Genomic DNA, 15,231 nt, shown 5'->3' with positions numbered 1-15,231 from the left:
TGATCTGATAAGCGAGGTGATAGATTTTGCTGGATAAGCTATTTAAAAAGACAAAATACATTACAGTAAGTCAAAGGGCTTTAAATGATATAAATTATGATTCAAGTAAAAAACCGAGTATACCCAGCGGTGCGTGGGTAAAGTGCAGCAATTGCGGAAGAATATTGTATAAAAAAGATTTGGAGAATAATTATGGCGTATGTCAGTACTGCAATCATTGTTTTAGAATAAGTGCAAGAGAGAGAATTAAGTTCACAGTTGACAGGGGAAGTTTTTGTGAGTTCGACAAGGATATGGCTTCGGATAATCCAATAGGTTTTAAAGGATATGAAGATAAGATTAAAAAGATTCAAAAAAAAGCTGATATGGCAGATGCCGTGATAACTGGCCGGGGCACTATATTTAAAGAACCCTCGATAATATGTGTCATGGACAGTAATTTTATGATGGGGAGTATGGGTTCTGTAGTAGGGGAAAAAATAACCCGGGCTGTGGAAAAAGCTATAAAATTGGAACTCCCATTGATTATTTTTACAGCCTCCGGAGGGGCAAGAATGCAGGAAGGTATTTTTTCGCTTATGCAAATGGCTAAAATAAGTGGAGCCATTTCTAGGTTGAATGAAAAAGGGCTTCTCTATATATCTGTACTTACAGATCCGACTACGGGAGGAGTCACAGCCAGTTTTGCCATGCTTGGCGATATAATTTTAGCTGAGCCTGATGCACTTGTAGGATTTGCAGGAAAGAGAGTGATAGAGCAGACAATAAAACAAAAGCTTCCCCCTGGATTTCAAAGATCGGAGTTTTTATTGGAACATGGATTTGTAGATAAAATAGTCCCGAGAAAAATTTTGAAGAGCACTTTAGGAAAAATATTATCGATTCACAGCAGAAACCGATAATATTTTGAAATTTTTATGGACGAATTTTCTAAGTGAAAGGAAGTTTTTTATGTGGAGAAATTGGGAAAGGTTCAAAAAATACTGAATAAAAAACTTGACAGTAAAGGAGCCTGGAAAAAGGTAAGTTTGGCCAGAATGATAGAGAGGCCTACTTCATTGGATTATATAAGGAATATATTTGATTCTTTTATAGAGTTCCACGGCGATAGGTATTTTGGAGATGATCCTTCGGTAGTAGGAGGTATTGCACTGCTGGACGGTGAACCTGTAACTGTAGTGGCCCAGCAAAAGGGAAACAACACTAAGGAAAATATAAAGAGAAATTTTGGTATGCCAAAACCTGAAGGATACAGGAAAAGCTTGAGGCTTATGAAACAGGCGGATAAATTTGACAGGGCTATTATATGCTTTGTAGATACTCCTGGAGCTTTTTGCGGAATGGATGCGGAAGAAAGAGGTCAGGGAGAGGCAATAGCAAGAAACTTAATGGAGATGTTTAATTTTAAAGTACCTATTATATCTTTGATAATAGGGGAGGGGGGAAGTGGAGGTGCTCTCGCCCTTGCGGTGGCTGATTCAGTATGGATGCTTGAAAATTCCATATATTCTGTTTTATCGCCGGAAGGATTTGCAGGTATACTCTGGAGAGATGCGTCTAAAGCTAAAGAGGCGGCTGAAGTCATGAAACTCACAGCACAAGATTTAAAGAAATATGGTATAATAGATAAAGTATTAAAGGAACCTGCAGGTGGTGCCCAAAAAGATGTAAAGAAAATGTCCAGGGTTATAAAAGATGAACTTATAGAGAAGGTAGGCATACTTAGGAAACGTTCAAGAGGAGAATTATTGGAAGAAAGATATAATAGATTTAGATTTATGGGAAAATTCCTGGAGAAAAATTAAATCAGTATATTTTATAGTAGAGGTGGATTTCATGGGAATAAAATTATTGTGTACTCGTAATTTCGGTGATAAAAATATTGATAATATAAGAAAATTAGGGTATGACGTAAACATTGTGCGGGAAAAAGGAGCTCATTATACTGAAAATATGAAAGATACGGAAGTACTGCTCTGTTATGATCCATTTGATACTTTAGATATAAATAATATGAAAAAATTGAAATGGATACAATTGTTTAGTGTTGGTATAGATCAGCTTCCCATGGATGTAGTTAGAAAAAATAATATATTGATCACCAACAATAAAGGTGGATACAGCATACCTATGGGTGAATGGATAATGTTGAAAATACTTGAAATGCTAAAACACAGCAAAAAACTCTATAAAAATCAGCAGGAAAAGCTATGGAAAATGGATACCGGTATACTTGAACTGTACGGAAGAACTGTTGGGTTTATTGGTACCGGAAGTATAGCTACAGAAGCTGCCAGGAGACTTACGGGATTTGGTGTGAAAATCTTGGGGCTGAATACCAGAGGCAGGGAAGTTCCCTATTTTAATAGATGCTTTTCTACAGAAAATATGAATGACATGTTGAAACTGTGCGATATAGTTGTTATAACTATTCCATATACTAAAAAAACATGGCATTTAATAGATAATACTGCTTTTGAAGCTATGAAAAACGGAGTCTATGTGGTAAATACAGCAAGAGGTTCAATAATGGACGAAGGAGCTTTTATAGAAAATGTGAAAAATGGCAAGATAGCGGGTGCTGCCCTAGATGTGGTGGAAAAGGAACCTTTGGATGTGGAAAGTCCCCTTTGGGAATTTGAAAATGTGATAATAACACCTCATAATTCTTGGATATCTGAAAAAGTTGACGCTAGAAGATTTGATATGATGTATGATAATTTAAAAAGATATGTATCGGGAAACAAGCTTAATAATATAGTGAATATATATAAAGGATATTAAGTATTTGTAATTTAAAATTAAGATAAACTGCAGAGAATAATGAATTAATTCTCTGCAGTTTATCTTTAATAGTTGAAAATATTTATTGATTCTGACCTGCAGATGGCGTATTTGTAGGCGGTACGAAAGTTCTAGATGAAAGTTCCTGATCATATAGATAAAGTGCAGCTGGATTGTCACCTATCCTTTTTAATGTCTGGATGGCATTGTTAAATGTATCTTCTTCCTCCACCTGTTCATTTACAAACCACTGTAGCAAAGCTATTGAAGCAAAATCCTTATCTTCATTAGCTATGGACATTAAATTGTTGATTCTTGAAGTTACTATTTGTTCATGCTTTAAAGCAGCTTCAAAGACTTCAAGAGGTGATTTGTAATCATTTTTTGGATCAGGGAATCCCTTTATTGTTATGTTGGCACCTACTTGATTTAGGTAGTCAAAGAATTTTGACGCGTGGAAATTTTCTTCCTGTATTTGAACCTTAAAAAAGTTAACAAATCCGTTTAAATTTTGTTTTGCAAAATATGCCTCCATGGCTAGATAGATATTGGCAGAATAGTATTCAAAGTTTATCTGATCGTTTATAGCTTTTTCTAATCTTTTGCTTAACATAAATAATGCCTCCTAGATTAAATTATTATTATACAATAGTATATATTATATGATAACATATAATAACTGAATGTTCAAATGTACAAAATTACGGGAGCAGTTTATCTATATTTATTATACCGGCACCTTGGCACCGTTTGGGAATGTTTAAAAGTTCACAGGATATTTTAAGAAGTGATATGAGATCATTAAATGTAAGTTCGGGATTATTTTCATACAAGAGGGCACATATACCGCTTATATAAGCTGCCGCGCAGGAAGTGCCTGTATAGTTGGTATATGGGTCTTCCAAAGGCTTGGGGTATATTTTCATCCCGTCCCTTTCTGATATATATTCCATGTTGGAATTTATAGAACATATATTTACACAGGCAGCAGCCAAATCAGGTTTTTCAATTTTGCTTACAGGTCCGCAGGAGGAGTAAATATAAGGTTTTACAATCCTGGAACTTGTATCTATTCCAGAAACAGTTATACAGTTATTTAAGATAGCTATACCTCTCATACTTCCCTGAAAATTACCGCAGTTTCCTGAGGGTACTACAATAGCTATATTCATTTCCGCTGCTATTTGAAAAAATTTTTCAAACAGGGATAATATAAAATAGTTATTCTCGCATAGCTCAAAGGGAAGGCAGATTATTTTTATGTTTTTATCTTTACTTTCATCTAGTAGGATTTGAATGGCAAATAAGATATCTGATGCCAATCCCCTTCCAAGTGAATTAAAAGCTTTTATGGAATAAATACTGCTGTTTTCGGCAATGCCCTTATATATTCCATTGGATTCATTGCCGCTTCCGCATATAATTCCACTTATAAAAGTTCCGTGCCCATTGTCGTCGTATGGATATTTATATTTTTTTATTAGATCTGTGAATTTCCTGATCTTATTTTTGGGATTTAAAAGATCAGGATGGGGGTAGACACCTGAGTCCACGACACCTATACATATACCTTTTCCAGTAAGACGATATTTTCCACCGGGTGCTATAGAGTTTGAGGTAAATATGCTTTTATTGGCACATAATAGAGCAAAACAGTCAGCTCCTATATGAATTACCTGGGGCAATTCTATTAGTCTGCTTATGGCATTTGGTGTTAAAATGGCACTTATGCAATTTATAGCCGGTATAGTGTAAATTAATTTTCCTCTATATGTTTTAATTTTTTTTTCTATTGTCTTCGGAAGTGCAGTATATTCTATTATTACTCTATAATTCTTGTATAAGTTTTTAGCTAATGATGTTTTTAAATTAAATTCCAATTTATTTTTAATGGAAAACATGATATTCCCCTTAAAATTACTTATATTATATTATAATAATTATTATAATATATGTGTATTTAATGTTATTTTATATTAAAGTTAAAAGTTTTTTTACACATATCAAAAAAGGCTTTTGCCGTTGGAGTAAGTGTCCTTTTAGAACTCAAAATCAAATATATTGCCCTGCCTAGAGATATATTTTTCAACCTGCTTTCTTTTATAATCCCCCAGGATATATAGTCTCTGAATACTTGATTTGAAACCACGGCTATACCTAGTCCATTTTTTACAAATTGAACAAGTGTATCCAGACTGTTTACTTCAAAATAAGAATTTATGTTAGAAATATTGTATCCGTTTTCTTGAAGGATGTCTTCAAAGGTTTTTCTGGTGGCGGAACCTTTCTCCCGCAGTATAAAATTATATTGGAAAAGTGAAGCTATATCTATGATGTCGGGGATATTAAATGAAGGATGCGATATGATAACTAGTTCGTCATTGGTCAATTTGTAACTTTTAATTTTTTCATCATTTACAGGTTCTCCTACGAAACCAATTTCACAGTCAAATTTTATTATGCTTTTTATTATTTGGGCAGAACTTAACTCTACAACATCGAAAGTCACCTCAGAATATTTGCTGTGAAAATTTTTTATTAAAGAAGGTACTATGGCATTGCAGGGTGTCGTGCTTGCGGCTAGCCTGAGATTGCCGTTTATATTTTTATTAAAATTTACCAAAGTATTTATGGCTTTATCCCGTGTGTTTAGAATTTCTATGGCAAACTTTAAAAAGGACTCACCTGCGGGAGTCAATATCACTTCCTTTGAAGTCCTGTCAAAAAGTTGTACTTTTAGCTCTTTTTCAAGAATAGAAATATGAGAACTGATAGCTGGCTGTGATAAAAATATGGAGTTCGCAGCTTTTGAAAAGCTTTTAAATTTGGCTACATTTATAAAGGCTTCTATTTGTTTAAAATCCATTTTTGAGCATCCCCCTAAGAAAAACTGTTTTAATTTTAATCGATTAAAGCTTCTTAATTAATTATATAGTTACTTTTAAAATTAGTCTAATAAATTTAAAGTATCTATCAGTTCTTCCATTTTAATACTAATATACCTATGATCATTATTATTATTCCGGCTACTTTATTGAAAGCAAAATTCATTTTTGCGGAATCAAATAGACCCAAGAAGTCAATTAAAGCTGCTGCCAACAGTTGAGATACGAGAATTATTGAAATAGAATAGGTTGTACCTAGAGATTTAATTCCCTGCATAACGGTAAAAGTTATAATTACTCCAAGTGCACCTCCTAAAAAATATAATTTTTTACAGCTGCCTATATTGTTCCAATTTTCCCTGCCGGATAACAATACTACTGCTAATGTTATTACAAATCCGCTGCCCTGCACCAGTGTATTTGTAGCCCAAAGGCCTATCTTTTCACTGAGCCTGGTGTTAAATACACCTTGAACGCTCATACTTATTCCAGCTACTATTGAATACAGTATTCCAAGCATAAATTATCACCCTCCGCAATTTAGTTTAACCATAATATATTTATATATTTAGCGGTTTCATTTATAAAATGTGGAAGAAATAAAAAATATTCTCAAGATAATAAATCTTGAGAATACTGAAAGCTAATTGCAGCTGGATTTATTTGCTATAACGGAATTATTGTAATAATAAGCTTCTTCTATCTCTTTTGGTGAAAATCCTAATTTGTTTCCCAGACTTATAAAATCTTCAAATAAAGTTATGTAGTGGTCTTTAGAAGAAGATATTACAAAATCATTTATATCAATATATAAGTTCAAAAATTGGGACGTCATATCATATTCACTGGATTTTATTTTTATTTCAATATCTGTGAATCCTTTCTCGACACCTAAAGTTAACATAAAGCACAGGGAATTTATATAGCTTTTTAGAATTAGATTTCTATTTATGGTTTTGTCATTACTCCAAAAATTAAAACATCGGGTTTCATTAGCTAACTCAGCCATTTTTACTTGAAGTGCAAGAATTTTTTTTGAAATTAAAGAATTTTTATCACCGGATATGTTTTTTTTAATTCTCTGATCCAAATTTTCTTGTAATTCAAATAATTTTGTGAGATTCATAAATAGGCTCCCTTTCTATAATTTATTATTATGATTATAAATGCTAAAAAAAATTTTAGATAAGTACTTTTTTTCGCTTAATTATATTTTAACTAAATTTGATAGATATTGAAACAATGTGCAACCGGTTACAGCAAAAATTTCAAAAAATTTTTTGAAGTTTGATGGCTGAATTTGGATCATGGAGCTCGTTTAAGTTAATAAAAGAGTTCAAATAGAGGCAATTTCCAGTTTTAACTGTAAACTAACCATATTTGAACTCCAAGTTTTAAATGTTCACTTGATTATTATTCTAAAAATCAGCAGAACCAGTAGTCCTAGGGAATGGAATTACATCTCTTATATTTGGTATACCAGTTAGATACATAATCATTCTTTCAAATCCTAATCCAAAGCCAGAATGCTTTGTCTCACCGTACTTTCTAAGTTCCAAGTACCACCAATAATCTTTTTCATTAAGTCCGAGTTCTTCTATTCTTTTTTCAAGTATGTCATATCTCTCTTCTCTTTGGCTTCCTCCAATTATTTCACCAACCCCTGGAACTAATAAATCGGCAGCGGCTACTGTTTTCCCATCCTCATTTTGTCTCATATAGAAAGCTTTTATTTCCTTTGGATAATCGGTCACGAATATAGGTTTTTTAAATACTTTTTCAGTCAAATATCTTTCATGTTCCGTTTGAAGATCAATTCCCCACTCTACAGGATACTGAAATTTTTGACCGCTTTTTTTGAGAATATCTATGGCTTTTGTATAGGTTATCCTATCAAAATGTGAATTAACTACATTATTTAATCTGTCAAATAGGTTTTTATCTATAAAGGAATTAAAGAATGCCATCTCTTCGGGAGCATTCTCAAGTACATATTTTATTATATATTTAACTAAATCCTCAGCTACATCCATGTAGTCCTTTAGTTCGGCAAAGGCCATTTCCGGTTCTATCATCCAAAATTCAGCGGCGTGTCTTGCTGTATTTGAATCTTCGGCTCTGAAAGTGGGACCAAAGGTATATACATTTCTAAAAGCCAGAGCCATAGCTTCAGCAGACAGCTGGCCGCTCACAGTCAGGTATGTTTCCTTGCCGAAAAAGTCCTTGGAGAAGTCTGCTGTCCCGTCTTCTTTTTTGGGTATGTTATTTAAATCAAGTGCAGTTATCTTAAACATCTCGCCTGCACCTTCACAGTCGCTTGCTGTTATTATAGGTGTATTTGCATATACAAAGTCTCTTTCTTGAAAAAATTTATGTACAGCATAAGCCGCTATGGAACGAACTCTGAATACTGCAGAAAAAGTATTGCTTCTTGGCCTTAGGTGAGCTATAGTTCTTAAATATTCAAAAGTATGTCTTTTCTTCTGAAGCGGATAATCCGAATCGGAGTTACCTTCCAGAACTATTTTACTTGCCCTAAGTTCAAAAGGCTGTTTTGCTTCTGGAGTAAGAACGAATACACCCTCTACTAGAAGTGTTGAATTAATAGCTAGTTTTGCAATTTGCTTGAAGTTTTCAAGTTTGCTGTCAAAAACTATTTGAATATTTTTAAAAAATGATCCGTCATTCAATTCTATGAATCCGAATGTTTTTGAATCTCTTATGGTTCTGATCCATCCTGAAATTTGAATGGTTTTACCTGAAAATTTTGTGCTTTCTCTGTATAGAGATTTTACTAATGTTGTTTTCATGTTATCCTCCTTGTTTAGTTTTATATTTTAAATTTAAGTTTTGAAATAAAAAAAGTCTTTCATCCTCAAAGGGACGAAAGACTTTTTGTTCGCGGTGCCACCCAATTTGCCAAAAAATATGGCCAACTTTAAGATAACAGGTATATTGTTATCTTTCACTTTAAGGTGTTGACTGCCTCTAAGCCTACTTTCTTAAAAGATTTTGGTTAGAAACTCCGAGATGTTCTTCAATATAGATCCATGCTGGACTTTCACCATAACCAACTCGCTTTAAATGGATTCTATATTTACTCTTCTCTTCATAGTATTGTATTATGAGTTTAAATAATTTGATATCATGAATCTTTATTTTATGATTATAATATTTAAAAAGTATGTTGTCAATGATTATAATACAAATTTCTTACTTCAAACTCATCTATGAAAGTGTAGCAGTTTGGTTTGGTGACTGAAGTAAGTTTTATATATCTGGCATTTAAAGGTTTGTCTAAGGTAAAATATATGGGATATTTTGAACCATTCCTGTCCGAAAAGGGTATGGAAGGTATTCTCAACAATCCTATGGGTGTAAAATTTACTCCATCCTCGGATATGCCTATGGAAGCTTTTTCAGGAAGCTCTGCCCAGGGAATAGGTTCTCTGAGATAATCAACTTTAAATTGCTGTACTGGTTCTATTTTGCCTAAATCTATATTTATGTCTATAGGCTCATTGTACCACCCTACAAAGGCACTGTTTTTTACGGAGTTTACATGGGAATATTTACCGTCTGTCAATTTTGTAAGATTCATATCGCTGTATTTTTCGTGAGGTGAGGGTATAAGAGTGTATTTACAATTTTTTGAAATTAAATTTGGAAGCTTTTTTATAACATCAACACTTACTGTGACAGCATTTGACGGTTTCGAGGCATTTCCTGAAAATCCCAGAGATTTTATTGTATAAGTGTAAGATCTTGTATTTTCATTTAGTGGTGGGACATCTGTTATGGTTTTGGAGAACTCTTTTGGATTTCCACCATATTTTCTCTGAAGTACAATTCTTGAAATTAAGGTATTGTTTCGATATACTTCATAGCCGCATAAGTTTTTTGTATTCTTGGGAGAAGACCAGGTTATTTTAAATTTATTTTTTTCTACAGCTGCTACACTTAAATTCTGTGGAGTATCCAATTTTTCTTTAGGTAGTTTTCCACTTTTTACATAATAAGAATACGCCTGATTAAATCCTTTGTCTATGTTGTTGGGGCTGTAGTAATGGCTGTACGAAAAGCATATTATATTGTCCACACAGGGACTTTCCAATGTGAGCTGTTTTAAAAATCGATCTAGAGGAACACTGGAATTATTTATATAATCAAAATTTTCAGCATTTGCCCAAAATAACATGCCGGGTTTTTTAGAGATTGATTTTCTCAGAGCAGTGTACCATGAATTAACCTCGTTTAAATTTAATCGACCACTTCCTACAGAATCTTGAGGACAAAATATATCTCCTTTTTTGAAATTGGTTTTTGAAAATAAATACTGCCAATTTGAAGAATATTGCTTGGCTGTACCTGCTGATGAATTTATAAAAGGTGATAGTAATATAGGAAGACGTTCTTTTTTGGAATTAAGGTAATTTAAGTGAATGTTGATTGCATTGGCCAAATTTTTAAATTGACTTGTTTTAGTGTATTTGGCATTGTCGATTTCATAGGGAAAATACCATCCATAAAAGGCTCTTGGATATTTGGAATGATATTTTTTATATAATTCATCAGCTATAACGTTCGACCTTTCTATCTGCGAATTGAGCCAGGAATAATTGTCTGCAGGTATCTGCCACCATTCAGCATTAAAATTAGGTCCTATGAAGACTTTCATATTTAAATTTTCTGCATTTTTCAAGCATAATTCTATGGGATCTATATTTCCATATATTTTTTTATATCCAGAGATACTGCTTTTGTAGTATGTATCGGTGGTGCTGCCTTTGGTTTGGGAGGCGTTTGTCAATATTATATACTTCATTTTGTTGTTCTTAAGATAGTTCAATTCATTTTTCCATTTATCATTATTCCAGTTTTGTGTCATGTCCAGCTGTATGAAAGTTCCTGTTACTATAGGATAATTTTTGTTAGCCCTAAGAGGACTTTTAAAGTAAATAAATACAAAAACAAGAATTAATATGATCAGGGTTATAGAGAAATTTCTTTTGTTCATCATAGTGATATAAATTTTCCTTTCTTTATTTAGAGATAAGTAAATATATCTTGTATTTAGATAATAACATATAAATTATAAGGGAGTAAACTTTAAAGAACTAGAAAAGTTTACTCCCTTATAATAAAATAATAACCTTATTTTTATTAATTATTTTTTCCACAACATTGTTTGTATTTTTTACCGCTTCCACAGGGGCAGGGATCATTTCTTCCAATTTTGGTTTTATTAACTATTGTTTTAGAGGAAGCCCATTTTTTATGGATATTTTTTCTCTTTTCCTTTGAGAATATAGAATTCCACTGAGGAAGTTTATATAAGTAACTTGCCTTTGCATCTAACATATTGTAATATAGTCTTTCAAAATCAATTTCTGCATCAACGGTTGAATTCCTTTCTAAATCTTCTAAATCCAAGGGCTTTTTTATGCTTTGATTTATTCCGTCTAAAAATCCTGTGAAGAGGACTGGTGATATTTTAAAATTTTCAGCTAAATTTTCTATTGTTCCATTTATTTTAGTAATGTGTTCTGATAAAATTTGCGTATAGATGTCTTTTTCAATGGAACCGTATTCCTTCCAGAAGGCTTTTTCACCCTTCGTTTTTACAAAATCTACTACAGTATTTGTCCATTCTTTATATAAACTCATATGTTATTTTGCTGTATTAGTTAACAGCAGAAACCTCCTTTCAAAATCAAAAATAATAAATTAACGTTTTTTAAATTCTTCAATGTTATTTCTATCGAGTGGCTTGGATAAATTAAAATTGTTTCCCCAGATATTAGAATCTTTATTATCTATAAGAATTTTAACTTTTTTTATGGTCGGAAGTTGTTCAAGAGAAAAAACTATACTTTTTAAACAAGCTTCTTCTTCTGTAGAAGTCATTTTGACATTGGCTTCCTTACTTAAATTCAAATAAGCAATGTTGTCTTTTATGGATATACTCATAATCCTGCTGTTTCGAGGAAGTATGGGAGTTAATTTACTGTTTACAGAAGGACCCTTTATCAATTCATTTACTATTGTTTCTGCTAATAATTCATCTTCTTTTATAACTCTACTTTCTTTTGTCATTTTAACAGTATCGGGATTACTTGAAGAATTAAAATAAATATCCAAATCCATTAAATTTTCTTTCTCGTTTGAGAGAGCTATATTTTTTTCTTTCTGTTTATTGTTAATACTTAGATTATCTTTTTTTTCACAGGCAGTTGTTGTCAAGCTAAAAAATACGATTGAAAAGCACAATAAAATGCTAAAAAACCTTCCCATGTATTTTACCACCCTTTTACTAAAAATTTATAAAATTACTGGGTTCATTACGTTTTGCAGTAGATACATTCACATCTACATTTAATTTTACGCCAGCACTGCTTAAAGTGGCTGCTACAGTTTGGTAAGCTAGCTCAGGATAGTTGTTTATCTTGCTTAAATGTCCTAGGACAATCCTTTTGAATTTACTGCTATTTAAGATATCCAATATAGCTTTTCCACAGTCATCGTTGGATAAATGACCCTTTTTGCCTAGAATTCTTCTCTTTAATTCATAAGGGTAGGGACCGAACTTTAGCATTTCTACATCATGATTGCTCTCTAAAAGTATCACGTCAGAATTTTTGAGTATGGATTTGGTTTCCTCTGGAATAAATCCTAAATCTGTTGCTATACAGGCCCTTTTATTATGACAATCAATGGCATATCCATAGGGATCAACAGCATCATGGGATATAGAAAAACCTGTTATATCCATATCATTTATATTTATGGTATTTTTAGTAATCACCCTAATATTATTTTCTTTTATCTTGCCGATGGATTTCATCATGGCCTTCCATGTAAGAAAATTTGCATATATGGGTATATTGTATTTTCTGGATAGGACTCCCACTCCCTTAATATGATCAATATGTTCGTGAGTAACTAATATTGCATCTATTTCATTAGCTTTATAACCAATTCTTGTAAGACCTTTTTCTATACTTTTTCCGGAAAGACCTGCATCTACTAAGATTTTAGTATGGTGAGACGCCAAAAATATGCTATTTCCACTGCTGCCGCTGTATAAAGAACAAAAAATCATGTTAAAAGTCTCCCCTAAAATATTATTTTGAATAAGATACTCTTTTTATATCAGCACCTAATGCACTAAATTTGTCTTCTATATTTGGATATCCTCTGTCAATATGTTCAATATTTAAAACTTCAGTAGTTCCCTCCGCAATGAGGCCGGCTATAACCATAGCAGCACCAGCTCTCAGATCTGTGGCTTTTACTACAGCACCACTTAATTTATTGACCCCGTCTATAATTGCAGTTCTGCCTTCTACCTTGATATGAGCACCCATTTTTTTTAGCTCATCTACATGCTTGAATCTGCTTTCCCATATGCTTTCGTTTATAATACTTCTACCTTTAGCTATGGTTAAAAGTGCGCTGAGAGGCTGTTGTACATCTGTAGGAAAGCCAGGATAGGGTTGGGTCTTGACATTTACCCCCTTTAATCTTTCATGGGACTTTATAGTGATGGAATCACCATCTTCTATTACCTGGGCACCCATTTCTATAAGTTTTGCCGATATTGACTCCAGATGTTTGGGTATGATATTTTGAACTACTACTTCACCACCGCAGGCTGCAGCGGCAATCATATATGTACCTGCTTCTATCTGATCTGGGATGACACTGTAAGAGCATCCCTTTAATTTTTTTACACCTACGATCCTTATTGCTTCTGTTCCGGCACCCTTTATATTTGCCCCCATGCTGTTTAAGAAGTTTGCTACGTCCACTACATGAGGTTCTTTTGCTACATTTTCTAAAACAGTTACACCTTCGGCAAGGGTAGCGGCTAACATTACATTTATAGTGGCACCTACGCTTACTACATCGAAGAATATATTAGTTCCAAGTAATTTGTCAGCTTTTACTAATACACATCCATGTTTGATTTCCACTTTAGCACCCAAAGCTTCAAATCCTTTTATATGTTGATCTATTGGTCTGACTCCTATGGGACATCCGCCTGGCAGCTCTACTTTAGCCTCTTTGAATCTTCCCAGCAGAGCGCCTATAAGGTAATAGGAAGCCCTCATTTTTCGGACATCATCTGTGTTTGCTTCTATACTGTTTATAGTAGTACTATCTATTACTACTGAATTTTTACCTGATTTTATTTTACAACCCAAACTTTTTAGAATTCTTTCTATGCAATGTACATCTTCTATGTCGGGTATATTATCAATTGAAGATACGCCGCTGCTTGCCATTATCGAAGCCGGTAATATTGCAACAGCAGCATTTTTTGCACCATTAATTTCTATAGAACCAGAAAGGGAATTACCACCATTAATTACCAATTTATCCATTCATATATCCATCCTTATCACAAATTTGTATTTATATAAAGTTTAGAAAATCTCAAAATTTAATTCATATTACACATATTACACAAAATTTATTATATCATAACTCTATGCTATTTTAACATAAAATTTTAAAATATAAAACAAGGACGTGGGTTTCAAATAATTATTTTTAAAAATTAAATAAAAATCCAGTTTTATTGTTCTTAAAACTGGATTTTTATGTGTAATACTATTAGTTATTTTAAATGGACAAATATCTCAAGGAAGCTATTCTTTCATGAAACTTCCACAATCAGTACACTGAACATCTTTAGCCATTGATTCGTGTTTTGTAACACGTATTTTGTCAAGTGTACAATAATTGGTATCTTTTGCATGAAATTTGCATTCATTAACTATACATCCAATGCTGTTGTTGTGATTGGTATTCATAATAAAGCACCTCTTTTTTATAAATTTTAGAACAATAATATTTTTTCACCATTGAGTGTTTTATATACTGAAAAATTATTGAAATTTTTGACATTATGAAGTTTATGATTCTATGATATAATGTTGTAAAATGTACATTTACATAATAATATTATTTTGGGGGATTGAGAGAATAATGAAGTACTACTTGGTGGCTTTGTTCGATAAGGATTCTTATTCATATATTGAACGTATACAAAGAAATATATGCAGAAAATATAGGCTGTATAAAAATATGCCAGTTTTACATATAACTCTCGAAGTTGTGGAAAATCCTGATATAGATAAGCTCAGCAAAATTGTTGCAGGGATATTAAAACCGTATAAAAAATTTAAGGTGGAAATAAATGGGGCCATTTGTTTTGAACCTCCTTATAAATCTGTAAACTTGAAAGTTGAGAGTAAAGGTTATATCGTGAGATTGGCTAGACAGATAAATGAGAGGTTGAGAATGTACAAGTTTAATGTTAGAAGAGATATAAGTAAATGGGATCTTCATATTTCCCTTGCCAATACCAATTATGCCATCAGGGAATGGAGTTCTAAAGAATACTCGGCTGCCTGTGAAAGTTTGAAGGAAAAAAATGTTTATAAAATGGCACGAATTGATAGAATAGCATTGTGGAAGCCTATAAATAATAAAAGGGATATGCTTATAAAAAGCTTTCAGTTGAGAGATTTCTAGAATATTTGCTTATATATTA

16 protein-coding genes and 1 other annotated feature are annotated in these 15,231 nt (G+C 32.6%); of the genes, 4 read left to right on the top strand and 12 right to left on the bottom strand.

The window, feature by feature from the left end:
• Positions 1-26: 26 nt before the first annotated feature.
• The 3 genes from accD (at position 27) to AB8S09_RS06150 (ending at position 2,784) form a co-directional block, all read left to right on the top strand.
• Positions 27-902, top strand: coding sequence for an acetyl-CoA carboxylase, carboxyltransferase subunit beta (accD, locus tag AB8S09_RS06160; protein WP_294182824.1), 876 nt, complete (start codon positions 27-29; stop codon positions 900-902).
• Between the two features lie 81 nt (positions 903-983).
• Complete coding sequence (locus AB8S09_RS06155) at positions 984-1,805, top strand: acetyl-CoA carboxylase carboxyltransferase subunit alpha (RefSeq protein ID WP_369868710.1); 822 nt, start codon at positions 984-986, stop codon at positions 1,803-1,805.
• A 31-nt stretch (positions 1,806-1,836) separates the two neighbouring features.
• Positions 1,837-2,784, top strand: a complete 948-nt coding sequence (locus AB8S09_RS06150) for a phosphoglycerate dehydrogenase (protein WP_294182828.1) — start codon at positions 1,837-1,839, stop codon at positions 2,782-2,784.
• A gap of 82 nt (positions 2,785-2,866) precedes the next feature.
• Here the strand turns inward: AB8S09_RS06150 and AB8S09_RS06145 are convergent, their stop codons facing one another.
• The 12 genes from AB8S09_RS06145 to AB8S09_RS06090 form a co-directional block, all read right to left on the bottom strand.
• Positions 2,867-3,397 carry a ferritin gene (locus AB8S09_RS06145; protein ID WP_294182830.1) on the bottom strand — a complete coding sequence of 177 codons (531 nt, stop codon included), beginning with the start codon at positions 3,395-3,397 and terminating at the stop codon, positions 2,867-2,869.
• A gap of 88 nt (positions 3,398-3,485) precedes the next feature.
• Positions 3,486-4,685, bottom strand: a complete 1,200-nt coding sequence (locus AB8S09_RS06140) for a S8 family serine peptidase (RefSeq protein ID WP_294182831.1) — start codon at positions 4,683-4,685, stop codon at positions 3,486-3,488.
• Positions 4,686-4,750: 65 nt separating this feature from the next.
• The gene (locus tag AB8S09_RS06135; RefSeq protein WP_369868694.1) at positions 4,751-5,650 is read right to left on the bottom strand and encodes a selenium metabolism-associated LysR family transcriptional regulator; all 900 of its coding nucleotides are present in this window, start codon (positions 5,648-5,650) and stop codon (positions 4,751-4,753) included.
• Positions 5,651-5,757: 107 nt separating this feature from the next.
• Positions 5,758-6,189, bottom strand: coding sequence for a DMT family transporter (locus AB8S09_RS06130; RefSeq protein WP_369868693.1), 432 nt, complete (start codon positions 6,187-6,189; stop codon positions 5,758-5,760).
• A 123-nt stretch (positions 6,190-6,312) separates the two neighbouring features.
• Positions 6,313-6,795: a dUTP diphosphatase gene (locus AB8S09_RS06125; protein WP_294182837.1), complete on the bottom strand. Its 483-nt coding sequence runs from the start codon at positions 6,793-6,795 to the stop codon at positions 6,313-6,315.
• 292 nt (positions 6,796-7,087) lie between these two features.
• On the bottom strand, positions 7,088-8,479 hold the full coding sequence (gene asnS, locus AB8S09_RS06120; protein WP_294182839.1) for an asparagine--tRNA ligase: 1,392 nt from the start codon (positions 8,477-8,479) through the stop codon (positions 7,088-7,090).
• A gap of 66 nt (positions 8,480-8,545) precedes the next feature.
• Positions 8,546-8,791, bottom strand: a binding site (T-box leader).
• A gap of 68 nt (positions 8,792-8,859) precedes the next feature.
• Positions 8,860-10,689, bottom strand: a complete 1,830-nt coding sequence (locus AB8S09_RS06115; RefSeq protein WP_369868692.1) for a DUF4434 domain-containing protein — start codon at positions 10,687-10,689, stop codon at positions 8,860-8,862.
• A 143-nt stretch (positions 10,690-10,832) separates the two neighbouring features.
• Positions 10,833-11,336 carry an SEC-C metal-binding domain-containing protein gene (locus AB8S09_RS06110; RefSeq protein WP_294182843.1) on the bottom strand — a complete coding sequence of 168 codons (504 nt, stop codon included), beginning with the start codon at positions 11,334-11,336 and terminating at the stop codon, positions 10,833-10,835.
• A 60-nt stretch (positions 11,337-11,396) separates the two neighbouring features.
• Positions 11,397-11,963, bottom strand: coding sequence for a GerMN domain-containing protein (locus AB8S09_RS06105; RefSeq protein WP_294182845.1), 567 nt, complete (start codon positions 11,961-11,963; stop codon positions 11,397-11,399).
• A 19-nt stretch (positions 11,964-11,982) separates the two neighbouring features.
• The gene (locus tag AB8S09_RS06100; RefSeq protein ID WP_369868691.1) at positions 11,983-12,771 is read right to left on the bottom strand and encodes an MBL fold metallo-hydrolase; all 789 of its coding nucleotides are present in this window, start codon (positions 12,769-12,771) and stop codon (positions 11,983-11,985) included.
• A 22-nt stretch (positions 12,772-12,793) separates the two neighbouring features.
• Complete coding sequence (gene murA / locus AB8S09_RS06095; RefSeq protein WP_369868690.1) at positions 12,794-14,056, bottom strand: UDP-N-acetylglucosamine 1-carboxyvinyltransferase; 1,263 nt, start codon at positions 14,054-14,056, stop codon at positions 12,794-12,796.
• 267 nt (positions 14,057-14,323) lie between these two features.
• Positions 14,324-14,488 carry a DUF1540 domain-containing protein gene (locus AB8S09_RS06090; RefSeq protein WP_294182851.1) on the bottom strand — a complete coding sequence of 55 codons (165 nt, stop codon included), beginning with the start codon at positions 14,486-14,488 and terminating at the stop codon, positions 14,324-14,326.
• Between the two features lie 175 nt (positions 14,489-14,663).
• Here AB8S09_RS06090 and AB8S09_RS06085 point away from each other — a divergent pair, with 175 nt between their 5' ends.
• Positions 14,664-15,212, top strand: coding sequence for a 2'-5' RNA ligase family protein (locus AB8S09_RS06085; protein ID WP_294182854.1), 549 nt, complete (start codon positions 14,664-14,666; stop codon positions 15,210-15,212).
• Positions 15,213-15,231: the final 19 nt, after the last annotated feature.

The organism is Clostridium lapidicellarium, assembly GCF_041224415.1.
In the GTDB taxonomy this organism is placed as follows: domain Bacteria; phylum Bacillota; class Clostridia; order Clostridiales; family Clostridiaceae; genus Clostridium_B; species Clostridium_B lapidicellarium.
This window is presented reverse-complemented; position numbering and strand designations above follow the sequence as displayed.